Source organism: Atribacterota bacterium, from assembly GCA_028717805.1.
Classification (GTDB): Bacteria; Atribacterota; Phoenicimicrobiia; order Phoenicimicrobiales; family Stramentimicrobiaceae; genus Stramentimicrobium.
Genome location: JAQUNC010000005.1, coordinates 1 through 24,923 on the forward strand (window position 1 = coordinate 1; position 24,923 = coordinate 24,923).

Annotated in this window: 19 protein-coding genes and 4 tRNA genes; all 23 read left to right on the top strand. The window is 34.2% G+C overall.

Going from position 1 to position 24,923, the window contains the following annotated elements:
- The first annotated feature begins 539 nt into the window (after positions 1-539).
- The 23 genes from greA (at position 540) to rpoN (ending at position 24,909) form a co-directional block, all read left to right on the top strand.
- Positions 540-1,013, top strand: coding sequence for a transcription elongation factor GreA (gene greA / locus PHD84_01980; protein MDD5636577.1), 474 nt, complete (start codon positions 540-542; stop codon positions 1,011-1,013).
- 347 nt (positions 1,014-1,360) lie between these two features.
- The gene (gene lysS, locus PHD84_01985) at positions 1,361-2,800 is read left to right on the top strand and encodes a lysine--tRNA ligase (protein MDD5636578.1); all 1,440 of its coding nucleotides are present in this window, start codon (positions 1,361-1,363) and stop codon (positions 2,798-2,800) included.
- 87 nt (positions 2,801-2,887) lie between these two features.
- Positions 2,888-3,154, top strand: a complete 267-nt coding sequence (locus PHD84_01990; protein ID MDD5636579.1) for a S4 domain-containing protein — start codon at positions 2,888-2,890, stop codon at positions 3,152-3,154.
- A gap of 322 nt (positions 3,155-3,476) precedes the next feature.
- A complete protein-coding gene (gene mgtE, locus PHD84_01995; protein ID MDD5636580.1) occupies positions 3,477-4,826 on the top strand; it encodes a magnesium transporter in 1,350 nt (449 codons plus the stop codon).
- Between the two features lie 73 nt (positions 4,827-4,899).
- Positions 4,900-6,177 carry a phosphopyruvate hydratase gene (gene eno / locus PHD84_02000; protein MDD5636581.1) on the top strand — a complete coding sequence of 426 codons (1,278 nt, stop codon included), beginning with the start codon at positions 4,900-4,902 and terminating at the stop codon, positions 6,175-6,177.
- A complete protein-coding gene (locus PHD84_02005; GenBank protein ID MDD5636582.1) occupies positions 6,177-6,464 on the top strand; it encodes a septum formation initiator family protein in 288 nt (95 codons plus the stop codon). Before eno ends, PHD84_02005 begins: the two co-directional genes overlap by 1 nt.
- Before the next feature lie 132 nt (positions 6,465-6,596).
- A tRNA-Leu gene (locus PHD84_02010) sits at positions 6,597-6,682 on the top strand.
- 118 nt (positions 6,683-6,800) lie between these two features.
- Positions 6,801-6,877 (top strand) — tRNA-Met (locus tag PHD84_02015).
- A gap of 106 nt (positions 6,878-6,983) precedes the next feature.
- A tRNA-Met gene (locus PHD84_02020) sits at positions 6,984-7,060 on the top strand.
- 71 nt (positions 7,061-7,131) lie between these two features.
- Positions 7,132-8,562, top strand: a complete 1,431-nt coding sequence (tilS, locus tag PHD84_02025; GenBank protein MDD5636583.1) for a tRNA lysidine(34) synthetase TilS — start codon at positions 7,132-7,134, stop codon at positions 8,560-8,562.
- Positions 8,563-8,648: 86 nt separating this feature from the next.
- Entirely contained in the window at positions 8,649-9,185 is a 537-nt protein-coding gene (gene hpt, locus PHD84_02030) for a hypoxanthine phosphoribosyltransferase (GenBank protein ID MDD5636584.1), read from the top strand.
- A gap of 373 nt (positions 9,186-9,558) precedes the next feature.
- Complete coding sequence (gene ftsH, locus PHD84_02035) at positions 9,559-11,406, top strand: ATP-dependent zinc metalloprotease FtsH (GenBank protein MDD5636585.1); 1,848 nt, start codon at positions 9,559-9,561, stop codon at positions 11,404-11,406.
- Between the two features lie 237 nt (positions 11,407-11,643).
- Positions 11,644-13,500, top strand: a complete 1,857-nt coding sequence (locus PHD84_02040; GenBank protein MDD5636586.1) for an ABC transporter substrate-binding protein — start codon at positions 11,644-11,646, stop codon at positions 13,498-13,500.
- Positions 13,501-13,862: 362 nt separating this feature from the next.
- Entirely contained in the window at positions 13,863-14,900 is a 1,038-nt protein-coding gene (locus PHD84_02045; protein ID MDD5636587.1) for an ABC transporter permease, read from the top strand.
- A gap of 7 nt (positions 14,901-14,907) precedes the next feature.
- Complete coding sequence (locus PHD84_02050) at positions 14,908-15,843, top strand: ABC transporter permease (GenBank protein ID MDD5636588.1); 936 nt, start codon at positions 14,908-14,910, stop codon at positions 15,841-15,843.
- A complete protein-coding gene (locus PHD84_02055; GenBank protein ID MDD5636589.1) occupies positions 15,840-16,877 on the top strand; it encodes an ABC transporter ATP-binding protein in 1,038 nt (345 codons plus the stop codon). The genes PHD84_02050 and PHD84_02055 overlap by 4 nt, the downstream gene beginning before the upstream one ends.
- Entirely contained in the window at positions 16,870-17,835 is a 966-nt protein-coding gene (locus PHD84_02060) for an ABC transporter ATP-binding protein (protein MDD5636590.1), read from the top strand. The genes PHD84_02055 and PHD84_02060 overlap by 8 nt, the downstream gene beginning before the upstream one ends.
- Before the next feature lie 299 nt (positions 17,836-18,134).
- Positions 18,135-18,210 (top strand) — tRNA-Arg (locus PHD84_02065).
- 66 nt (positions 18,211-18,276) lie between these two features.
- Positions 18,277-19,965: an arginine--tRNA ligase gene (gene argS, locus PHD84_02070; protein MDD5636591.1), complete on the top strand. Its 1,689-nt coding sequence runs from the start codon at positions 18,277-18,279 to the stop codon at positions 19,963-19,965.
- 19 nt (positions 19,966-19,984) lie between these two features.
- A complete protein-coding gene (gene rapZ, locus PHD84_02075) occupies positions 19,985-20,872 on the top strand; it encodes an RNase adapter RapZ (GenBank protein ID MDD5636592.1) in 888 nt (295 codons plus the stop codon).
- Between the two features lie 8 nt (positions 20,873-20,880).
- Complete coding sequence (locus PHD84_02080) at positions 20,881-22,176, top strand: YvcK family protein (GenBank protein MDD5636593.1); 1,296 nt, start codon at positions 20,881-20,883, stop codon at positions 22,174-22,176.
- On the top strand, positions 22,177-23,118 hold the full coding sequence (whiA, locus tag PHD84_02085; protein ID MDD5636594.1) for a DNA-binding protein WhiA: 942 nt from the start codon (positions 22,177-22,179) through the stop codon (positions 23,116-23,118).
- A 324-nt stretch (positions 23,119-23,442) separates the two neighbouring features.
- Positions 23,443-24,909, top strand: coding sequence for an RNA polymerase factor sigma-54 (rpoN, locus tag PHD84_02090; protein MDD5636595.1), 1,467 nt, complete (start codon positions 23,443-23,445; stop codon positions 24,907-24,909).
- Positions 24,910-24,923: the final 14 nt, after the last annotated feature.

Sequence of the window (24,923 nt, forward strand, 5' to 3'; positions counted from 1 at the left end):
ACTATAACCAGGACTTCCCGCATCAGAGTCTAGGTTATCGAACTCCTTGTCAATATTATCAAGAATATGGTAAAAATAAAGAGCAAGTACTAACTTAAAATGTGTCCTCTTAATAGGGAGCATTACAACTTATTAAACTATGAAAACCATCTTTTTGAAGATGGTTTTCATAGTTTAATATCTTTGGATTAAATTCACCGTAGCTTTGCTACGATTGCATTTCATAGAATAAGTAGTCGTATACTAGCAAATACTAAGTTCAAACATAGAGAAAAAATAAGAAAAAAAGAAAAGCAAAAAGTAGCTAAGAAAAAGTTTAATTCCTTATAGAACTTCATAGAACCAACCATTATAAGGCTGCATTGTTTACTTGACAATAAACGTTAAATATTCTATAATTCATTTAAAATTAATTATAATAAATAATTAAGGTAATTAATAGAATATATAAATTAAAGTAACTAAGGTAAGTTTAATTTCATATTATACATTTTCTTATCTTAGTTTTAATTTTATGTAAAAGGTTAAGGTGCATAAAAATGAACGAACGGAAGTTTATGCTTACTGAGGAAGGCTTGGAAAAACTAAAAAAAGAATTATATGAATTAAAGACTGTGAAAAGAAGGGAAATTGCCGAAAAGATTAGTAGTGCTGTTGCTTTTGGTGAAATTGCTGAAAATGCTGAATATCGTTCAGCTAAGAATGAGCAGGCATTTATAGAAGGACGAATTCTAACTCTAGAAAAAATTATTGAAAATAGTGAAATTATAGATAGAAGTAAAAATGATAATAATTATATTTCTCCCGGTTCAGAAATAGTAGTGGAGGATCTCAAGAAAAAGGAAAAAATTAATTTTATCCTCGTTGATTATGTTGAATCTGATCCAAGTTCCGGGAAGATATCTATGACTTCTCCGATTGGAAAGGCAATATTAGGGAAAAAGGTCGGAGATAAAGTTAAAATTAGAGTTCCAGCTGGAAATTTACATTACAAAATTTTAGAGATAAAATAATTATTTATTATCAATTTGTTGATAGATAATATTTAAAAAAATAAATTTTAAGATATTAAAGGAGTATTCTTCCACTTAAAACTCCCTGAATTTGCTCTCAGTGTAATATTTATTAATCCAATTTAGACATCTTTGAATATATCATATTTAATATCCTTCCCATAAATTAAATCATATTTTTATTTTACTTTTAATGTGTTTCTATTATAAAATATATCAGTATAAATATTATTTTGAATTTTATTAAAAAAAGGCAATTTTTAATTTGCTGATTAAGCAAGGAGTGAAAATCATTGACTGAGCAAAATAAAGAGGGAAAAAATGTCTTATCGATAAGAGAAGAAAAAATGAAAGAAATTGAAGAGTTAAGAAGACAGGGGATCGATCCTTTTGGCCAGCGTTTTCCCGGAAAGGAACCAATAATAAAGGTTATTGAAAAATATAACCATATTGCTAATGATGAACCTTCCAATGAAAATATTGTGATTGCCGGGAGAATTAAGGCTCTCAGAAAACATGGTAAAGCAGTTTTCGCTGATTTGGAAGATCAGACTGGAAAGATACAGATTTATGTCAAATCAAATCTTATTGGTATTGATTCATTTGAGGTATTTAAAGATATTTCTGTGGGAGATATAGTTGGTATTACCGGTTCAGTATTTAAAACCAGAACCGGTGAGTTAACAGTAGTGGCAAGTAAATTTACTTTACTCTGTAAAACTTTACGAACTTTACCGGAGAAATGGCATGGATTAACTGATACCGAAATTAGATATCGAAAGCGTTATCTTGATTTAATAAGCAATCCTGAGACTAGAGAACTATTCATCGAAAGAAGTAAAATTATAAAATTTATTAGAAACTTTCTGGATAATAAGGGATATCTGGAAGTAGAAACCCCTGTGCTACAGCCCATTCCTGGGGGAGCTACTGCTACCCCATTTGTTACCCGCCATTTAAGTTTGCATCGGGACCTTTATTTAAAGATAGCCCCAGAACTTTATTTAAAGAGATTGTTAGTTGGGGGATTAGAGAAGGTCTATGAATTGAATCGTAATTTCCGTAATGAAGGAATTTCAACCAAACATAATCCAGAATTTACTATGTTAGAATTATATGAAGCCTATGCTGATTATCGGGTAATGATGGAGATAGCAGAAGAAATGATTTGTGATATTTTGAAAAAAATTAAAGGGACCTTGATCATTCAGTATCAAGGACAAGTGCTTGATTTTACTCCTCCCTGGAAAAGGTTATCCATGTATGAGGCAATTGAAACAGTTACCGGTATCAATCCTGATGAGGTGAAGCATGATGATTTAGGAGATTTGATTGATAAATATCAACTTGAATTGTCTAAGAATGCGTCAAAGGGTGAAGTTGTTAATGAACTATTTGAAAAAAATGTTGAGCATACTTTAATTCAGCCCACCTTTATTACTGATTATCCGGTAGAGGTTTCTCCTCTTTCTAAACAAAAGCCAGGTCATCTCCACCTGGTAGAACGTTTTGAACTTTTTATTAATTGTATGGAAATAGCCAATGCTTTTACCGAATTAAACGATCCTCTGGAACAAAAGGTGCGTTTCCTGCAACAAGCAGGGAATAAGAGCGAGGGAGAGATAAATCAAAATTTTGTAGACTATGACTATATTGAAGCATTAGAGTATGGAATGCCTCCTGCTGGAGGGATGGGTGTTGGCATTGATCGACTAGTAATGCTTTTTACCGATCGTGACTCGATCAGAGAAGTGATACTTTTCCCTCAATTAAAAAAGAAAGAATAAATATTTAGTATTATTGAAATTTTAAAAATGCGATACTCAAGGGGAATAATTCCCTGGAGTATATTTAAGGATTGAAATAAGAAACTGTTGAGAATAGATAAATTCTTAAAAAAAAGTAGAGTTATCAAAAGAAGAACCGAAGCAAAATATGCCTGTGATAATAATTGTGTAAAAATAAATGGCAAGATTGCTAAAGCCGGTGATACTATTAAGGTTTTTGATAAAATTGAGATTCAATTCAGACATAAAATATTAGAGATAGAGGTCTTGAAAATACCGAATGGTAATATTTCAGTTTTATCTGCCTCTCAGCTGTATCGGATTAGGAAAGAAGAAAAGATTAATCTCGAATAACGGTTAGTAATTTTCTATTATAATGTTCAGTAATTAATTTAACCATAAGAAATTACCTTTTGTGAAATGGCGGTGGTGCGCTAAAACTGTTTGACCCCAAGGTTTATGTTATGTAAAGGTATTATTTTTTAATTTAAATCCGAAGTAAGTGCCAATATACTTTGTAGATCAGGTGGAAAGGTAAAAAATAAAGATAAAAAGAGGATAAAGATAATAACTTATATAGAACATACCTTATTTCTCTTTTTTGAGTATTTTAAAAAATACTCCTGCGTGGGAGTATTATTTAATTTTATCTGCGGGTAAACATATGGAAGAAAGAATGATAGTTGAAAAAATCAAGCAACTTTTAAACGAACATAAAGTAGAGGAATTAAAAAACTTAATTGGCGATCTGCACCCCAATGATTTTAGCGAAATAGCTGAAGAGCTTTCCCCCGAACAGATTGTTGAAATATTCAAATTTATCAAAGACCAAGAAAAAGTAGCCGAATATATTTCTGAATTAAATACTGAATTACAGTCTGATTTACTCAACGCTATGGGCAAAAAACAGGCTTCTGAGATATTAAAGGGAATGGATACTGATGATGCAGTCGATTTGTTAGGAGAAATTGCTCCTGAAGAATCTAGAGAATTATTAGATTTATTGCCCAAAGAAGAAGCTGAAGAAATTGAAGAACTAATGAAATATGAGGAGAATACTGCCGGTAGTATCATGAACAATGAGTTTGTGACACTTCCGGAGTATTTGACTGTAGAACAAGCTATTCAGCATATCCGCGAAATGAGCCCCGAAGCAGAAATGATATATTATGTGTATATCCTAGATAACAGAGATAAATTAATCGGTGTTTTATCATTAAGGGATTTAATTGTAGCAGATTCTCATAAAAAGATATCCGAGATTATGGAAGAAGATGTTATTAGCGTCCTAGATACAGAAGATCGCGAAGTAGCTGCCAGAGTTATCTCTGATTATGATTTTCTAGCTATACCGGTTATTAATAAAAAAGGTATGATGGTTGGTATCATTACTGTTGATGATATTATTGATGTCTTAGAAGAAGAGGTAACCGAAGATATCCACAAGATGGTCGGTTCAGCTGAGGTTTATGAAGACAAATTAATCAAGACTGGTTCGGCAAAAAGAGCAAGAGCAAGATTGCCTTGGTTGTTGGTCTGTATGGTCGGGGAGCTTGTTTCCGGAACAGTGATTGAATTTCATTCTAATATTTTAGAGATGGTAGTTGCATTAGCTTTTTTTATTCCTATTATTATGGCTATGGGGGGAAATGTGGGAGCTCAATCTTCTACTATAACGGTAAGAGGACTGGCTACCGGTCAACTTCGGCTGGATGAGTTATGGAGGAATATCTGGGCAGAGACCAAGGTTGGTTTTCTCATTGGTACTACAGTGGGATTGCTTATTTTTTCAGTGGCTTATTTCTGGCAAGGAAGTTATACTATAGGTATTACTATTGGTTTGTCTTTATGTATCACTGTAATTCTTGCTGCTACCATGGGAACGCTATTACCTTTAGTTTTTAATTATTTAAGAATCGATCCAGCAATCGCTAGTGGACCTTTAATAACTACCATTGTTGATGTAGGTAGTTTAATAATATATTTTACCCTGGGAACCTTACTTTTTAAATATTTAGGAAAATAATTATTATTATATAGTAAGTAAATTTGATATTATAGTATTTTAATAGGTTTGTATCCTTATAAGGAGGTAATTGATGAGTAGTATAGTTGACATTTATGCCCGAGAAATTCTTGATTCAAGAGGAAATCCCACTATAGAGGTAGAAGCTCATTTGGAAAGTGGATTTATGGGAATAGCTCAAATTCCTTCAGGTGCCAGCACTGGTACCTATGAAGCTGTTGAGTTACGAGATGAAGAAAAGAGAAGGTATAACGGAAAGGGTGTTTTAAAAGCAGTAAATAATGTCAATGAAATAATTGCTCCTGAGATAATAGGAATAGATGCCTTGGAGCAATGTTATATTGACCAGCTTATGATTGATCTGGATGGATCTCCCAATAAAAGCAAATTAGGTGCTAATGCTATCCTGGGTGTTTCACTATCAGTAGCTAAGGCTGCGGCAGAATATCTGGGATTGTCTCTTTATCGTTATATTGGCGGTATCAATGCCAAGGAATTACCGGTACCATTAATGAATATTCTAAATGGAGGAAAACATGCCGATAGCGGTGTAGATATCCAGGAATTTATGATTGTGCCGGTCGGAGGGCTAAATTTTGCTGAAAATTACCGTATGGCTGCTGAAACATTTCAATCTTTAAAGAAGGTATTGAAAAATAAAGGTTATAATGTTTCAGTAGGTGATGAGGGAGGTTTTGCTCCGCAATTAAAGTCCAGCAAAGAGGCATTAGAAGTGATATTGGAAGCTATAGAATTAGCTGGCTTCCAGCCAGGAAAAGATATATATATTGCCCTCGATGCGGCAGCGTCTGAGTTTTATAAAGATGGAAAGTATGTACTAACTAGAGAGGGTGTGGAAAGAACCCCCGAAGAAATGATTGCTTACTATGAAGAGTTGGTAGAAAGATTTCCTATCATTTCCATTGAAGATGGATTGGCAGAAGACGATTGGGAAAACTGGGTTAAGCTCACAAAAAGGTTGGGAAATAAAATTCAGATTGTGGGAGATGACCTTTATGTAACTAATAAAGTTCGTTTAGAAAAGGGTATTCGGTTAGCCGCTTCTAACTCCATTCTTATTAAGCTTAATCAGATTGGTACTTTGACTGAAACACTGGATACTATTGAAATGGCAAAACGGGCTGGTTTTACCAGTATTATTTCTCACCGTTCCGGTGAAACAGAGGATACTACCATTGCGGATTTGGCAGTAGCAACCAATGTAGGACAGATAAAAACTGGTTCTCTTTGTCGAACTGATAGAATTGCTAAATATAATCAATTATTGAGGATTGAGGAAGAGTTAGTAGAGCAGGCAATTTATAGGGGGAAGGGAGTTTTTCCGAAATAATGTCTTATTTAAAATCTCTTTTGGAATCTAAAATAACCTGGGCTATAATTTTATTATTAATTTTTTATATTTCCTTTGTCTTTTCAGAGAAATATGCTCGTATTCTAGAGATAAAATCTTATATAACTGAATTGGAGCAAGAGGTTCATGAGCTTGAGGAAGATACCAAGTTACTATCTGAGAAGATAGATTTGTTGAATACCAATTCCTATGTTGAAAAAATTGCCCGGGAAGAGTTAGATTTAGTTAAACCAAATGAGATTTTATATAAATCAATAAAAAAATAACCAAGTACGATCTGATAAATTTATGAAATCTTTTAAGAATATTACAGAAGAGCTAAGAAAAAAAATATAAAGATTAATTTAAAGAAGTTCTATTGACGTCTATTATCTTTTATTTTATAATGATTTAAGTTTGCCGGAGTGGCGGAATAGGTAGACGCACAGGACTTAAAATCCTGGAAGCTGCAAAGCTTGTGCCGGTTCGATTCCGGCCTCCGGCACCTATCAAGATTGGAAAGTTGCGAATTTAATAAGCTAATAATTGACTTTGCAATTTAATGATGTTAAAATTAAAAAGCAATTTTTTAAGTATTATAGTAATATAAAAAATAATTATATAGCGGGGTGGAGCAGATAGGTAGCTCGTCAGGCTCATAACCTGAAGGTCGGCGGTTCGAATCCGTCCCCCGCAACCATTTTATATAGAATCAAACCTCTATAACATTATTATTAGAGGTTTTATTAATATTAATTAAGTAAATTGCTATCTTTTTATTAGTAATCTTCGCAAATTATCATATTGGCGGTGTAGCTCAGCTGGCTAGAGCATGCGGTTCATACCCGCAGTGTCCTGAGTTCGAATCTCAGCACCGCCACCATGTCCATGATAAATAAAGATCAAATTTTTAAAGTATTAAAATTCCCGGAATAGATTAAAGATTTTGATAATTTGGATAAATTAGTAACAAAAGTAATTAAAACAATTGAAAAGTATGAAATGATAGAAGAGGGAGATAAGGTTATTCTTGCTGTTTCAGGAGGTCCCGATTCTATATGTCTGCTCGATATCTTGAATCGGATTAAAAATCAATTCAAGATTTCTTTAGTTATCGCTCATGTCCATCATGGTATTAGAAAAAAGGAGGCAAATATTGAAGCACGTTTTGTTCGACTGAAATCTTTCCATTTAAATCTTCCTTTTCAACAGTTATCCGTATCTGTTCCTGAAATCGCCCGAGAAAAAGGTTTATCAATTGAACAAGCCGGTAGAGTTGTGCGCTATCAATTCTTTAAGGAACTACTGCATAACTGTCAAGCTCAAAAAATTGCCCTGGGTCATCATGCAGATGATCAGGTAGAGACTATGCTAATGAGACTTATTCGAGGTTGTGGTTTAAGAGGATTAAGAGGCATTCCTCCTAAGAGAAGTATCTTTATCAGACCTTTAATTGAATGTACTCGCTCAGAAATTGAAGCTTACTGCAAGAGAAGGGATATCGCTTATTGTCTCGATTCCTCCAACAGAGAACCCAGATATTTGCGTAATAAAATAAGACAGCAATTAATCCCTTTATTAAAGAAAGAGTATAATCCTGTAATAGATAAAAATTTGCTACAGTTGCAGAATATAGTTAATGATGAGCTGGATATTTGGGAAGAAATAACTGATCAGTATTATTTAAAAGCATTGAAAAAAGAAGGAGTTTCTATTACTATTCTGGACAATTATAGATTGAGAGAATGGCCTATTGCCATTCAACGCTCAGTTATCCGAAGGGTGTTAAGACATTTTAAGATTTTTTTAGAGGATATTCAATTTAATCATATTGAAGCGATTAGGCAGTTGAGCCTAAAGGATGAGGGTGAAAAATTTCTCGATTTACCTGGCAATATAAGAGTAAGAATAAGTTATCAGGAACTAATATTTGATTTTATTCATGACTTTAAAACTTCTCATAAAGAAAAAGTATTTGAACCATTAGAATATAGAATAGATCTTGGCAGAGAAACTAAAATTACCGATTTAAACTTGAAATTTATTGTTCAACAATATGACTATGACTCGTCAGATTATGAGAGAATAGTCAGTAACGTTAATAAAAATGAGACTTATTTGGATTACGATAAGATTAATCTACCACTAAAGGTTAGGAGTCGTAAACCGGGTGACCGGTTTCAACCGTTAAATAGCATTTTTTTAAAAAAAGTTAAATCTTACTTTATTGATCAGAAAATAGCCCGTTATGAGAGAGACAAAATAATGTTGGTTATTGATAATTCTAACCGTATTGTCTGGATTGCTGGCTTCCAAGTAGATGATCGGTTTAAAGTAACTAGAAAAACCAAAAAAGTATTATATATTAAACAGATTACAATCTAATTATCAATTTAAACTGATTGTGTGATAAAATAAAAATGAGTGGAAATTAAGAAGTATTTTATGATCAAAAATGAGGAATATTAAAAATGATAGAACAGGAAATGATAGAAGAGATTTTAATACCTGAAAATCAAATTCAAAAAAGAATTGAGCAATTAGGAAATCAGATTTCCCATGATTATAAGGGAAAGGAAATATTTTGTATCGGAGTACTCAGAGGTGCTATTATATTTCTGGCTGATTTGGCACGTTATATCAGAGTGCCTATGGTAATTGATTTTATATCTATTTCCAGCTATGGGGTATCTACTGAATCTTCCGGAGTAGTAAGGATTTTGAAAGATTTGGATGAGAATATTGAAAAGAAAGATGTATTGATTGTCGAAGATATTATAGATACCGGCCTTACCTTAGATTATTTGTTGAGAATGCTACAGTCACGAAAACCTGCCAGTTTGAAAGTATGTGCTCTGCTTAATAAAAAAGAGAGAAGAAAGATTGAAGTTCCCATTAATTATTGTGGTTTTGATATACCTGATAGATTTGTTGTGGGCTATGGTCTGGATTTTAATGGTTTATACCGTAATATTCCTTATATTTTGGTTCTTAAATCAGCTCATTAGTATTTATTATAGTATAATTAACAAATTAAAGAATCAATATCCAAGATTTAAATTAGTAGCAGTAGCTTTTTATTCTTTTATACTCGGCCAGGATATGTTTAGTTAGAAATGAGCATTTTCCTGGAAGGGAACAATGTTTTAATTAGAGATTGTATTCTAAATAATAAGATATTAAACTGAATATTTTTTAACTAGGAATCCTGGCAGGCATCAGTGTTACTTGGCAGGATTCGTAAAAAAGGTAGGTAAAAATCAGCGTGAAAAGAGAATAGTAATCTGTTTGTCTTTATTCTTGAAATGTGCTAAAATTACCTTGCATTTAAACTTGAAAAGCATTTTAAATAATTTATATATTAAGAGGAGAAATGAATAATTGGCGAAATTAGATCCTGATAATTTAAAGAACAGAAATTTCAAAAATGCCGGTTTATACTTGTTAATATTAATAGTGGTAATCTCTATTCTCAGTTCTTTATTCCAGCCAGTTTCTTCAATAAGAGAGATATCTTATTCTCAATTTTTAAATGAAGTTGAGAAAAATAATGTTAATAGTGTAACCATTTCTGGAAATACTATTACTGGTGTGCTCAATGACAATCAAAAATTTTCTACCTATTTACCGGATGATCCAGAATTAATGACTATTTTACGCAGTAAAAATATCAATATTGAAGCTAAGGCACCTGTAGAATTATCCTGGTGGATGCGCGTACTTTCTTCCCTTTTGCCTATGGCTTTAATAATTGGAATATGGATATTTATGATGAGACAGATGCAGGGTGGTGGAAATAAAGTAATGTCTTTTGGAAAAAGCCAGGCGAAGCTCTTGGGAAAGGAAAATCCAAAAGTTACCTTTGCTGATGTAGCTGGCGTTGACGAGGCTAAGGAAGAGTTACAGGAAGTGATTGATTTTTTAAGAAATCCGGCCAAGTTTAACCAGCTAGGAGCGAAAATACCTAAAGGAGTACTTCTCTATGGTCCCCCGGGTGCCGGGAAAACCTTATTGGCAAGGGCGGTTGCTGGAGAAGCAGAGGTTTCCTTTTTTAGCATTAGTGGTTCTGATTTTGTGGAGATGTTTGTAGGAGTAGGAGCTTCCAGGGTAAGAGATTTATTTAAGCAAGCCAAAGCAAATAAACCCTGCATAATCTTTATGGATGAAATTGATGCTGTTGGTCGTCACAGGGGTGCCGGTTTAGGTGGCGGACATGACGAAAGAGAACAGACTTTAAACCAGCTATTGGTTGAAATGGATGGTTTTGACCAAAATATAGGAGTCATTCTCATTGCAGCAACCAATAGGCCTGATATTCTTGATCCTGCTCTTCTGAGGCCTGGACGTTTTGATCGTCGGATAGTAGTAGATCGCCCTGATTTAATTGGACGTGAACAGATATTAAATGTTCATGCCAAAGGGAAGCCTCTGGCTAAAGATGTGGATTTGAAAGTTTTAGCTAGAAGAACACCTGGTTTTGTTGGTTCAGATTTAGCTAATTTAGTTAATGAGGCAGCATTATTAGCTTCCCGTAAGGGCAAAAAATATATCGATATGGAAGATTTTGAAGCTTCTATTGATAGAGTAATTGCGGGACCGGAAAAAAAGAGTAGAATTATGAATGAAAAAGAAAAAGAGATCGTAGCCTATCATGAATCTGGTCATGCCCTAGTTGCGAAGCTACTTCCTAATTGCGATCCGGTTCATAAGGTTTCCATTATCCCTCGAGGAAGTGCGGCTCTGGGATATACCTTACAATTACCTACTGAAGATCGCTATCTCATCAGTAAATCTGAATTGATGGAAAGATTAAGTGTCCTTTTAGCTGGTAGGGTTGCCGAAGAGCTTACTTTTAAAGATATTACTACTGGAGCTCAGAATGATTTAGAAAGAGCGACCAAGATTGCCCGACAGATGGTAACTGAATTTGGAATGAGCGAATCCCTTGGTCCTATGACTCTGGGACGAAAAGAACACCAAGTCTTTTTAGGCAGAGATATCTCTGAAGATAGAAACTATAGTGATGAAGTTGCCTTTCAAATTGATAAAGCAGTGGAAAAAATTATTGAAAATGCTTATAATAGAGCAAAAGATATACTAGTTAAAAATAAAAGAAAATTGAAGAAGATAGCGGAAAAACTATTAGAAAAAGAAACCCTGGAAGGAGAAGAGTTAGATAATTTATTAAAGGGTGCCAAACTTGCCTCCGGACAACCGGTTATTGTTTAAAATAATTAATAAAATATTCCTATTTTATTTAATATAATATATAATATTATGGGTGACCAATTAACTAAGCAAGTTAAAAATGATAAGCTAAAGTCTAATTGAATTTAAAATAGGAGAAAGCAAAAAGAGACAGGGAAAACAAAACAATTTAAATAGGGGGAGGTGAAAGATTAGGGGTAGTGCAATAAAATAATAAAGATTATTTATAAAAATATAAAATGGAAGGAGGAAAATGGATTGAATAAACAATTATTATCAATAATTTTAGCTATTTCATTAATAATGGGAATGGGAGCCATGGTTACTGCTCAGATCCCTAATCCCGATAGAATTGTTTATGCCTTGATTGGCGGGCCGGAAACTATGGATCCTCATTGGAGTTATGACACAGCAAGTGGTGAAGTTATTTTCCAGGTTTACGATAACCTGATTGCTTATGATGGAGAGAGTATTGAAAAATTTGTACCAATGCTCGCCTTACAAGTACCTTCAGCCGATAATGGATTAATCAAATATGGTGGTTTAGACTATATCTTCCCCATTAGATACGGTGTTCGTTTCCATAATGGGGAAATTATGACACCAGAGGATGTGGAATACAGTTTTGAAAGAGGTATGATCTTTGATCGTGCTGGGGGTCCCTGTTGGATGTTGTTAGAACCGCTTTTAGGGATCATTAGTATCGAAGAACTTGCTGTTGAACTAGCTGGTGTAGAAAATTATGCTGATATGTTTAATGAAGATGGTGAGCTATTACCTGAATATGAAGAGGCCATGATTAAAGTCTATACTGATTATGTGGATAGGGCAGTGGAGGTTCAAGGCAATAATGTTGTCTTTCATTTAGCCCAACCATATGCGCCGTTTTTGAATATCCTGGCTCATGGTGGTGGATGGTCGTCCATTATCAGTAAAAAATGGTCTATCGAACAGGGTGCTTGGGATCATCAAGCAGATACCTGGTGGAATTATCATGATCCACAAAATGAGGAGGATCCACTATATAGTATAGCAAACGGTACCGGTCCCTTTAAATTGGTAAGATGGGTTCCAGAAGAAACTATCATGCTGGAGAGATTTGATGATCATTGGAGAGGACCTGCTAAGTTAAAAGAGGTTGTCTATCAGTATATTAATGAGTGGACTACCCGGAAGCTAATGCTGCAGAGGGGTGATGCAGATATCTGCTATGTCCCGGTAACCAATATGAACGAAGTGGAAGCTATGGAAGAAACTGAACTGATCACTGGTTTACCTCAATTATCTAATGTTGTAACAAATATGCCCTGGCTGCTAAATGCTGAAGGTAATGCTAATTTAGGAAGTGGTAAATTAGATGGAGAGGGAATTCCGCCTGATTTCTTCTCGGATATTCATGTTCGAAGAGGATTTTCCTACTTGTTCCCCTATGATATTAATATCGAAAAATCAATGCAGGGACAGGCAAAACGTAATCCCGGACCATTTCCTGATCCATTGTATGGTTACACAGAAGATCCAGAATTATACTTTGAATTTGATATAGCAAAGGCAACAGAGGAATTCAAGTTAGCCTGGGGTGGAGAGCTCTGGGAAAAGGGTTGCAAATTCAATATCTTCTACAATGAAGGGAATGATGTCCGTAAAAATGTTTGTGATATGCTTTCTACCTATGCCAGAATGGTGAATCCCAAGTTCGAGCTTACCTCGGTCGGTGTGCAGTGGTCATCCTACCTGAAACAGTTCCTAGCCGAACAACTTCCCATGTACACCATCGGTTGGCTGGCGGATTATCCCCATCCTCACAACTGGGCACCCACTTACCTGGGGAGCAATGGGACATACAGTGCTTATTACGGAAAGACATATGTAGATTGGGCAAAAGAGAATATAGATCCGCTTATCGAGAAGGCACTGAAATCAGTTGATCCGGAAGAGCAGAAGAACATCTATGAAGAATTGACCAGAATGGCTCATGAACAGGCTGTGGCGCTCTATCTATACCAGCCTATCGGAATCCATGTCCAGAGAGACTGGGTTAAGGGGTGGTACTATAATCCGATAATATCTGGTATGCCGCAAGGTGCTGATTTCTACTATATTTACAAAGAGTAAGCAAGATGTTAATATTATTTTCCTGTGATTGCGACTGATGTTATGTAATTAATAAAATAAAAATGGAGTGGAAGTAATTATAATTTCCACTCCATTGTGTTTTTATTAATAATGAATAACCAATTAGATTTTATGATAAAATATAATTAATAAGATTTATGCCTTAAGTAAATTAGGATTTATTATATAAAGGTATTATCTTATAAAACAGGATATTCAAAGTAATATTAAATATTAATCTTGATCTTATTTTCAGGGAATCTTAAGGGCAAGGATTCTCCTTAAAATTTTATTCTTGGTAAATTTGTTATATTTAAATTGAAAAAAGATTTAAGTTTTCTATAAAGAGGAATGAAGAGAAAATGTTATCTTATATTATAAGACGTCTCTTGATGCTGCCTTTAATTCTATTAGGAGTAAGCTTCCTGATATTCTGTCTTTTTTCGCTGTTAAGTCCCATGGAGAGATTGGCAACCTATATTAACGATCCTAGTGTCCTGAAAAATCCACAGGCAGCTCAGCGGTTGATTGATAAGTATCATCTGGATGATCAATTTCCTGCTGGCTATATTTATTGGCTGAAGTCGTTAGTAAAGCTTGATTTTGGCTGGTCTCCCACTGCCAATCAACCGGTCTGGGAGGCTATTATGCAACGTTTTCCGGCAACTTTAGAATTAGTTTTCTATTCCATTATACCGGTTATTCTGGTGGGAATCTGGTTAGGTGTTATCTCTGCGGTCCATCATAATAATTTACTGGATCAGACTATCAGGGTAACGGCTATAATTGGCTGGTCCTTACCAACCTTTATCTTTGGCTTATTAGTATTATTTATCTTTTATGGCATATTGGGATGGTTGCCACCCGGAAGGTTAAGTACCTGGGCACAATATGTTGTATATAGCGGTGATAGTTTTAAGAATTACACCTATTTTATTACTATTGATGCTCTTTTAAATGGACGTCTCGATATTTTCTGGGATGCCATAAAGCATTTAATTGGACCAATTATTACCCTCTCTTATATTAACTGGGCTTATTTACTTAGAATTACCCGTTCTAGTATGCTGGAAACTCTGAGAAAAGATTATATCCGTACTGCTCGAGCTAAGGGAGTAGATGAAAAAAGTGTTATCCATCAGCACGCCCGAAAGAATGCTCTAATACCTGTAGTAACAGTAGCCGGAATGATGATTGTTCAAATGCTGGGGGGTGTGGTTATCACTGAGACAGTATTTACCTATCCTGGACTGGGTTTTTGGGCTGCTTCTTCTGCGCAGCAATTGGATTATGGATCAGTCATTGGATTTGCTCTATTATTTGCCTTTATGATGGTAATAGGCAATTTATTTGTAGATATTTCTTACGCTTTAATTGATCCCCGGGTTAGATTGGAGTGATAACAAAATGTATAGAATAATTAAGAAATTACTGAGTAACACAACTTCGCTGATAGGTTTATTACTTCTTCTAATATTTGTTCTTATCGCTATTTTTGCTCCCTATATTGCTCCTCCTTTATTTCCCGATCCTTATCAAATACCTCGTATGTCCTGGGATGTAGAACCACAGCCACCAGGATTTCCCATCTCTGATGATATGAGATATATCTATGAAAGTTTGGGACAACCTATTACCAGGGATAAAGCGATTTTTGGTACTGCCCAGGGTGGTTATGATATATTTTACGGATTAATCTGGGGAACCAGAACAGCGTTTCGTGTTGGGATTATCACTGTGACTTGTTCTATGTTAATTGGTCTTATTGGGGGTTCAATTGCCGCTTATTTTGGCGGTTGGATAGATGAATTGTTAATGCGTTTAACTGATATCTTTTTATCCATTCCCTTTTTAGTTGCGGCAATGGTTTTGACTACAATTTTAGGAAGAGGCTTGGACAAGGTAATGATAGCACTTATTGCCTTTGGCTGGATGGGATATAGCAGGGTCATAAGAGGAAGTATTTTGTGTACCAAAGAAGAGATATATGTTATGGCAGCCAAAGCTTTAGGAGTAAAAGATTTCCGTATCATTTTCTTTCATTTACTACCCAATACCATTTTCCCAGTGTTAGTTCAGGCAAGCATGAATATCGGTTCAATGGTAGTTACTGCTGCAGCTCTCAGCTTTTTAGGAGTTGGAGCTCCTTTAGGATATGCAGATTGGGGTCAAATGGTTAGTTTTGCTCGTAATTGGATTATTGGTTCACCAGGGAAGGCTGGAGAATATTGGTATGCGGTATTTTTTCCCGGGATATTTATAGTTTTATTTGTCCTTTCCTGGAATTTAGTAGGAGATACCCTGAGAGATATTTTTGATCCGCGTCTGAGGGGTGAATTATGATGAGAGATAATAATAAGCAGACAGTACTGCAGGTAAAAAATCTAAAGACCCACTTTTTTACAGAAAATGGAATTGTAAAAGCTGTTGATGGTGTTGATTTTGAAGTATATCAAGGGGAAACTCTGGGATTGGTTGGTGAATCAGGTTGCGGTAAAAGTGTTACTGCTTTTTCTATTGTTAGATTACTGGATTATCCCGGCAAGACAGTTGAAGGTCAAATTGTCTTTAAAGGGGATGATTTACTTAAAAAAAGCGATAACCAGATGCGAAAAATAAGGGGAAAAGAGATTGCCATGATTTTTCAGGAACCCATGACTTCTTTAAATCCTGTTTTTTCTATCGGTTATCAAATTTCTGAATCTTTAAAAATACATTATAAAATGAGTAATCAAGAAGCTAGAAATAAGGCAATTGATCTTTTAGAAAAGGTAGGAATACCTATTCCACAACAACGGGTAGATGAGTATCCCCATCAATTAAGTGGAGGAATGAGGCAGAGAGCTATGATTGCTATGGCTTTAGCTTGTGATCCGATTTTGCTTATTGCGGATGAGCCAACCACATCTTTAGATGTTACTATTCAAGCTCAGATATTAGATTTGATGAAAAACCTTTTACAGCAGTTTAACAGCTCATTAATTATGATTACACATGATTTAGGAGTAATAGCTGAGATTGCTGATCGTATCGCTGTTATGTATGCTGGTAAGATTGTGGAATATGCTGACACCCGTTCGATATTTTTTTCTCCTCTCCATCCTTATACCTTTGGCTTGCTTACTTCTATACCAAGATTAGATTTAGATTTAGAAAAGTTAGAATCAATACCTGGTATAGTGCCGGACCCGCTACATTTCCCTTTGGGATGCAAGTTTCATCCCCGTTGTATTTTTGCTACTGAGAAATGTAAGAAGGAAGAGCCATTGCTGGAAAGAATTGAAGATAATCATATGATTCGTTGCTGGTATGTGGATAGAGTAAAAGAAGAAGCGGAAAAGATTTCCTTTAGCAAGAGGTTAACAGCAGTTGAATAATCAATTAATATCGGTGAGAAATTTAATTAAATATTTTCCCATTAAAAAAGGTGTCTTTAGAAGAACGGTAGGCTGGATTAAAGCAGTTGATAATATTAACTTTGATATTTATAATGGGGAAACTCTGGGTCTGGTTGGTGAGTCAGGATGCGGTAAATCAACCACTGCTCTAACCATTCTCCGTTTAGAGGAACCTACCGCTGGAGAAATTATATTTCAGGGGAAAAACATTACCAGAGTAAATAAAAAGCAGATGAGAAGCTATAGAAAGGATTTACAGATTATATTTCAGGATCCCTATAGTTCTCTTGATCCCAGGATGAAGATAAAGAATATTATAGCTGAGGGATTAGTTACCCACAACCTGTTAGATAATAGAACAAGAACAAAAAGAGTCAGAGAGTTATTAGAAAGAGTAGGGATACCGCCTGATTATATGGATCGTTTTCCACATGAGTTTAGTGGTGGACAAAGGCAAAGAATAGGAATTGCCCGTGCTTTAGCCTTAAATCCCAAAATAATAATTTGCGATGAAGCTGTATCAGCACTGGATGTATCTATCCGATCGCAAATAATTAATTTATTTAAAGAATTACAAAAGGAATTTAATCTTACCTACCTATTTATTGCTCATGATTTAAGTGTTATCAAGTATATCAGTGATAGGGTTGCAGTGATGTATTTAGGTAAGATTGTAGAAATTGCACCTAAAAATATATTTTTTGATAATACTCTTCACCCTTATGCCCAGGCGCTGGTATCTGCAGTTCCGGTTCCCAATCCTGATTTCAAGAGAAAACGAATTTTATTAAAGGGTGATGTACCCAGTCCGGCTAATCCTCCAACAGGCTGCCGTTTTCATCCCAGATGCCAGAAAGTGATGGAAGTTTGCTCCAATGTGGAACCCCAGTTAAAAGAAATAGAGAAGGGACACTTTGTATCCTGCCACCATTATTAATTATTAAACAAATAATCTACTTAAACTAATGATATTGTAACTAAAATTAATTATTCTGTAATAATGTATTTGTTATCAAATTGTTAATCCATATTTTTTATGTTAAAATAATTGGCAAAAGAATTTTTGAAATTATATTTACTTGGTAAAATTTTTGATAAAATATCAGCAACACATTATTTTTATTATCAAGATGAACTGAAAACCAAAAACGCAATACAAACAACGCACTACTATATACTAATTAATTGAGGGGTTTCAGGGGATACTTCCCCTGACAATATCATGTTCGGTTTCGAGCGCCCGTAGCTCAATGGATAGAGCAGGGGCTTCCTAAGCCCCGTGTTGGAAGTTCGACTCTTCTCGGGCGCTCCATTATTATAGTAATACCCTCATTAAGTAACAAAATAAATTATAAAACAGAGGAGAGGGAGAATTATATTGCTTAATAAAACTAACGATGAAAGCTTAAAACAAATCATTAGAGAATCCGTTTTACAATACCTGAAAAAGAGTGAAATTGAGCTAAAAACCATTCCTGCAATTATTTTAACAACACCAAAAAATCCCACTCACGGACATCTTTCTGCTAATATTGCCTTACAATTATCTGGCATAATATCAGACAATGCCAAGAAAATAGCCCAGTTTATTGTACAGGAAGTTGAAAAGAATAACCGGGAGTTGTTCGATAGAATTGAAATAGCAGGACCAGGTTTTATAAATTTCTATTTTAAAAATGACATATTGTATAATGTGTTACATGAAATTATGACCAAAAAAAGTAGATTTGGCCATTCCAATATAGGACAGGGTGAAAAAGTATTAGTAGAATATGTCAGTGTTAATCCTACCGGTCCTTTACATGTTGGCCATGGAAAGTGTGCTGCAGTTGGAGACTCACTCTCTAGAATATTAAAGGCTGCTGGTTATGAGGTAGCAACAGAGTATTATATAAATGATCATGGCAAGCAAATGGATATTCTTGGGGAATCAGTTTTGGTACGCTATAGACAATTATTAGGGGAAGAGATTGAATTCCCGGAAAATGGATATAAGGGAGATTATATAGTCACTCTGGCTAAAGAAATTAAGGATAAATATAAAGCACAGTTTAAGGGGAAAAATGATCTGAATACAATTCGTTTTTTTAAAGCTTATACTCAACAGAGAATTTTACAAGATATAAAAGAGGATTTAACCATTTTTGGAGTAGAATTTGATAATTGGTTTAGTGAAGAATCTCTTTACACCCAAAATAAGGTACAAGTGGTCATTGAGAAATTAATACAAGAGGGATTTATTTATAGTGATAAAGGTGCCCTATGGTTTAAGTCAACTGATTTTGGAGATGAAAAAGACAGAGTCGTAACCAGAAATAATGGTGAGGCTACTTATTTTGCTTCTGATATTGCTTACCACAATGATAAATATAGCAGAGGTTTTAATACTCTGATTGACATATGGGGCTCTGATCATCATGGTTACATTAAGAGGATGAAGGCTGCTATTCAAGCATTGGGTTATGATAAAGAGTCTTTTCAAGTACTATTGGTGCAATTTGTTACTCTGGTTAGAGGCGGCAACACTATTGGAATGAGTACCCGGGGTGGACAATTTGTTACTTTAAAGGATTTATTAAAAGAGGTTGGCAAAGATGTTGCTAGATATTTTTTTCTGATGTATAGCCATGACAGTCATACCGAGTTTGATCTGGATATCGCCAAATCCCAATCCATGGAAAATCCTGTTTTTTATATCCAGTATGCTTATGCCCGTATATGCAGTATAATAGAAAAAGGGAGAATAAGGAATATTTTTTTAAATGATAAAAAGAAAGAACTAATTGACCTGAAGTTACTGGATAAAAAGGAAGAGCTGGAAATTATTAAGAAATTATCCTCTTTTATAAAGGTGGTGGAAAGAAGCTCACTCCAGTGTAAACCCTATTTGATTGCTGGGTATTTGCATGAGTTAGCCAGCCTATTTCATAAATATTATACTGAATTTAAAGTTATTGGTAGGGAGAGGAAACTTTCTGAAGCTCGGTTATACCTAGTTTGTGCCATTAAAGTTGTTTTAGAAAACGCTCTTTTCTTATTAGGGATACAAGCTCCGGAGAAAATGTAAAAACATTATTGAGGTTAGTATGAAAAGCTTTCGACTTGTTATTATCAGTGGATTATCTGGTGCTGGGAAAAGCGTTGCTATTAAGGTTTTTGAGGATATGAATTTCTTTTGTGTTGATAACATACCTCCTCAGTTAATTCCAAAATTTTCTGAGCTGTGTCTGAAGTCACAGGGGAAATTATCTAAGATAGCTTTTGTTATTGATATCAGGGGAGAGATATTTTTACGTGAACTGGAGCAATCGTTGAGAGAATTAGAAACCATGAATATTTTTCCGGAAATATTATTTCTAGAAGCCAGGGATGAAATTATTGTGAGAAGATTTGGGGAAACAAGAAGAAAGCACCCTCTTCAAATATCTCACAGCATTTTAGATAATATTCAAGAAGAAAGAAAAAAACTAAACGACCTGAAATCCAGAGCAAGTATAATAATAGATACCTCCAATTTAGATCCCAAGCAGCTCAATAGGGAGATTCGAAAATACTTTCAGAAAGAAGCAGTCGGTAAAATACAAATTAATTTAATATCTTTTGGTTATAAATACGGTCTGCCCATTGATGTTGATTTAGTGTTGGATGCCAGGTTTCTGCCTAATCCTTTTTATGATAGCAAACTTAGTGAACTATCTGGAAAAGACGAAAAAGTTAAGGAATATTTGCTACAATTTCCTATATCACTACAATCCATTCAGCAATTCTTTTCCTTAATTGATTTTCTCATACCATATTATATAAAAGAGGGTAAGAACTATCTATCTATTGCTATTGGTTGTACAGGAGGAAGGCATCGTTCAGTTTTCCTGGTGAATGAACTTATTCATCGGTTAAGATCGAAAGGTTATCCTGTTTTTGTAAGACATAGAGATATCAGAAAGGAAGAAAAAATATTTAAAGAGAAGTTTTAAGATATAAAATGATCAAAAGAAATTACCATTTAAAATCACTATTAAAGTGGTTTTATCCCGGAATGAGAGTAAAACGTTTTTTACTCATGGTCTTATCAGGCATAATTCTTATGGCAGTAGGTTTGATTTACCTTATTGATCTCACTAGATTTTTATGGATCAAGAATCAGATAAAAAATCTATTTATTTATTATCAAATAGCTCCACATCTTTCTGGTTTAATCTTAATTATTATCGGGTCTTTACTAATTATTTTGGGTATTTCCAATATAAATCGGTCAATTCTGAAAACTATTATACCCAAGCAGGTTGATCTGGTGCCTGAAATTATTTATGAACAGAGAAAATTAGGGAAAGGACCCCGGATAGTAGTAATTGGAGGTGGAACCGGTCTTTATACCTTATTAAGAGGTTTAAAAAAGTATACCAGTAATATTACTGCTGTGGTAACTGCCTTTGATAGCGGTGGTAGTTCCGGCAAATTAAGAGATGAATTGGGCGTTCTTCCACCTGGTGATATTAGAAATTGCCTGGTAGCTCTTTCTACTGAAGAATTATTAATGAAAAAATTATTCCAATATAGATTTACCAATGGTAGTTTGCAGGGGCACAGTTTTGGCAATCTATTTATTACAGCTATGTCAGAAGTAAGTGGTGATTTTTCTAAAGCTATTGAAAAGTCGAGCGAGATACTGGCAATTAGGGGAAGGGTCCTTCCTTCTTCAATTGAGAATGTCACCCTTTGTGCTCAATTAAAAAATAAACAGCTTATCAGAGGTGAAGATAAAATATCTCAGAGTAAAAATGGCATTGAAAGTATTTTTATACAACCCTCTTCAGTTTTGCCTTTATCGGAAACCATTCAAGCGATTCAAGAAGCTGATGCCATTATTCTTGGTCCGGGTAGTCTTTATACCAGTGTGATATGCAATCTGTTAGTGAAAAACATTCCAGAGACAATTTATCAATCTGAAGCGCTCAAAATTTATATCTGCAATGTTATGACCCAACCTGGAGAAACCGATAACTATACTGTTTCAATGCATGTAAAAGAAATCATAAAATACCTACCTAATAATTGCTTAGATTATGTCTTGCTTAATAGTCAGAAATTAAGTAAGCAGGTAGCAGCAAAATATAAAAAGGAGGGAGCCTTTATGGTTAAGGACGATTTACCTCCTGATTTTGATAAAAGGATAAAAGTATTGAGGCAGGAGTTGTTATCAGAATACAATTTTGCCCGGCATCATTCTGAAAGGTTAGCCAAACTGATAATAGACATTATTCATAAGGAGAAAAAATAATTGTATTTTTCACCACTGGTAAAACAAGAATTAGCTCGCATAATTCCGTCAAAAAATTATGAGCAAAAAAGTGAGCTATTAGCCTTTATAATAATGAATGGCAGAATTGATTCCTCCAGTAAGCTATTAATTATTCTTGATAATCCAGTTATGATTAAGGTAGTTTATTTTTTAGTGAAGAGAGCTTTTCGCTACGAAGCTAAAATAGACATAATAAAGAAAAACCATAAAAAGAAGATTTATAATATATCTGTTGCTAATACACAAAAAATAAAATTAATCTTAAAGCAATTTCAATTAACAAGAAATGTTAGGGGAGATTTAAGAAGAGTAGGAACAGTCAGAAACAAAGAAGAAATAATAAGAAATTTTTCTGAGCAAGACTTTTTGCGAGGAGCCTTTTTAGCAGGTGGTTTTGTTAATGACCCTGAGAGAATGTATCATCTGGAGATTGCCTGTCCTTCTAAGGAGGTGGCACAAATGATTGGGGATGTTTTACACCATTCCTCGTTTTTTACCAAAATAAGCTTCTGGCAAAAGAAGTGGACTGTTTATATTAAAAAGAGTGAACAAATCTTTGAATTTTTACGTTTTATCGGAGTACAGAGAGCATTGTTAAACCTTCAAGATATTATTGCACGAAAAGATATTTTAAATACCGTAAATCGATTAGTTAATTGTGAAACAGCCAATCTAGATAAAACAATATTTTCGGCTTCCCGACAATTATTTTATATCGACTTAGTACTAAAGAACGTTGGTCTGGAAAATTTATCTCCTAATCTTAGAGAGGTAATTAAAATCCGTCTAAACCATCCCTATGCCAGTATCCAGGAGCTTGCTGATACCCTGGGAGGGGGCATCACTAAGTCAGGGATATATCATCGCTTGAAAAAGATTAAACAACTGGCAGAATACAATTTGCCAGCAAACGAAATTTAACTGCCAAAGGAACAGAACCAAGAATTAATATTATTTTTTGAGGTTGTTTGAAAAAAATAAATAATTAGTGATAAAATATGATTGAGCTTATAATATAAATAAATTCTGGCTTAAAGTAAACCCATCTTAATCTATATTTAACTGGATAAGGATTTTTATTAACTTTATAAAAAAGAAGACATTAAAGGAATTAATAAATATTAAGCTCGTGATTGACTTAGGGGTTCTCAAGGGGAATTCTTCCCCTTGAATATCCTGTAGATAAGTTAGTCTCATTGAAATAATAACAAAATGTTTATTTATAATTAGTTAGAGGGTATTTTAATGGAACAAAATCTGTTTATAGAGCAGAAACAGACTTTGCAGCTCTCACCTCAAATGTACCAATCTATCAGAATATTACAGATGAATATAATTGAATTAAACCGGTGGCTGGAAAAGGAATCCCAGGAAAATCCGGTTTTGGAAGTAGATTTTAACCAAGTTTCTTATCCAGAGCAAGATGTAGCAACAAAAATCCATAACAATGATAATAATTGGCCAGATGACAGAGCTTTGTTAGATTACTTTTCCAGCTGGAAAGGTTCAAGAAATAATAACAATATGCCCACTATAGTGCAAGAGCAAGAAATAAAAGAGCAGAATGCGGTTTTAAATAAAATACCTTTAGCAGAGCATCTCTTACTGCATTTTAGAATAATGGCTAGAGATGAACTTGAATTTAAAATTGGTGAGTATCTAATTGGTAATATTAATTATAATGGTTACTTAGTGATTAGTTGTAAGGAAGCAGCGCAAGATTTAAATATACCAGACAAAAGGGTAAGGCAGGTTCTGGCTATAATTCAAAATTGTTCTATACCGGGATTGGGAGCTAGAAATTTGAAGGAATGTTTGCTACTTCAATTAAAGCATCTAAGATTACCCGAAAAAGAGCTTCTCAAGAAATTAATATTGTTTTATCTGGAAGATTTATCAAGGAAAGAATTTAAGGATATCTGTCGCAAAATGGACCTGTCATATTCTGAAATACAACATTTGTTAGATGTTTTAAGGAAGAATTTTGATCCAAAACCAGGTAGGGTTTTTTCTCGAGACAATGAAATATATTTTTTAATACCTGATATTATTATAAGAAAAATTAATAACCAATATGAAATTTTTGAGAATAAAAATATTTTTACAGATATAAGAATTAATTCTATTTATGAGAAGATGTTGTTAGAATATAAACAAGCTGAAAAAATTAAAAGAAAAGAACCATTTTCTCAGGAAAAATTGAGTGAATCTCAAAAAACTCTGGAATACTTAAGAAAGAAAATAAGCTCTGCGCGTTGGATTTTAAGATGTTTAGAACAAAAAAGAAATACTATTGATAATATAACCAGATTTATAATAAACTATCAGCAAGATTTTCTGGAAAAAGGAGTAACTCATCTGAAACCATTATCTTTAGAAAAGACTGCCGCAGCTCTGGGTTTAAATAAATCTACCGTTTCCAGAGCTATTAAGTCTAAAAAGATTCAGCTACCCAGGGGTATTTATGATATGAAATATTTCTTTTCTAAAGGTTTAGTTCAGGATAATGCAGAGAAAATCTCTAACGAAAAAATTAAAAATTTAATTAGAAGATATGTTGAAGAAGAAGATATTTTTCAGCCCTATTCTGATCAAAAACTAACTGAAGTATTACAAGAAAGAGAAAGGATAAAGGTGGCGCGAAGAACGGTAGCCAAGTATCGCAAATTAATGGATATACCTTCGGCAAAAATACGTAGAAGATATAGATAAAAATAGAAAAAAAC

What these genes read in the sequence shown, in the direction of transcription:
- greA (MDD5636577.1), top strand. Translation starts at nt 540, where the DNA reads ATGAACGAACGGAAGTTTATGCTTACTGAGGAAGGCTTGGAAAAACTA.
- lysS (MDD5636578.1), top strand. Translation starts at nt 1,361, where the DNA reads ATGAAAGAAATTGAAGAGTTAAGAAGACAGGGGATCGATCCTTTTGGC.
- mgtE (MDD5636580.1), top strand. Translation starts at nt 3,477, where the DNA reads ATGATAGTTGAAAAAATCAAGCAACTTTTAAACGAACATAAAGTAGAG.
- eno (MDD5636581.1), top strand. Translation starts at nt 4,900, where the DNA reads ATGAGTAGTATAGTTGACATTTATGCCCGAGAAATTCTTGATTCAAGA.
- PHD84_02005 (MDD5636582.1), top strand. Translation starts at nt 6,177, where the DNA reads ATGTCTTATTTAAAATCTCTTTTGGAATCTAAAATAACCTGGGCTATA.
- hpt (MDD5636584.1), top strand. Translation starts at nt 8,649, where the DNA reads ATGATAGAACAGGAAATGATAGAAGAGATTTTAATACCTGAAAATCAA.
- PHD84_02045 (MDD5636587.1), top strand. Translation starts at nt 13,863, where the DNA reads ATGTTATCTTATATTATAAGACGTCTCTTGATGCTGCCTTTAATTCTA.
- PHD84_02050 (MDD5636588.1), top strand. Translation starts at nt 14,908, where the DNA reads ATGTATAGAATAATTAAGAAATTACTGAGTAACACAACTTCGCTGATA.
- PHD84_02055 (MDD5636589.1), top strand. Translation starts at nt 15,840, where the DNA reads ATGATGAGAGATAATAATAAGCAGACAGTACTGCAGGTAAAAAATCTA.
- rapZ (MDD5636592.1), top strand. Translation starts at nt 19,985, where the DNA reads ATGAAAAGCTTTCGACTTGTTATTATCAGTGGATTATCTGGTGCTGGG.
- PHD84_02080 (MDD5636593.1), top strand. Translation starts at nt 20,881, where the DNA reads ATGATCAAAAGAAATTACCATTTAAAATCACTATTAAAGTGGTTTTAT.
- rpoN (MDD5636595.1), top strand. Translation starts at nt 23,443, where the DNA reads ATGGAACAAAATCTGTTTATAGAGCAGAAACAGACTTTGCAGCTCTCA.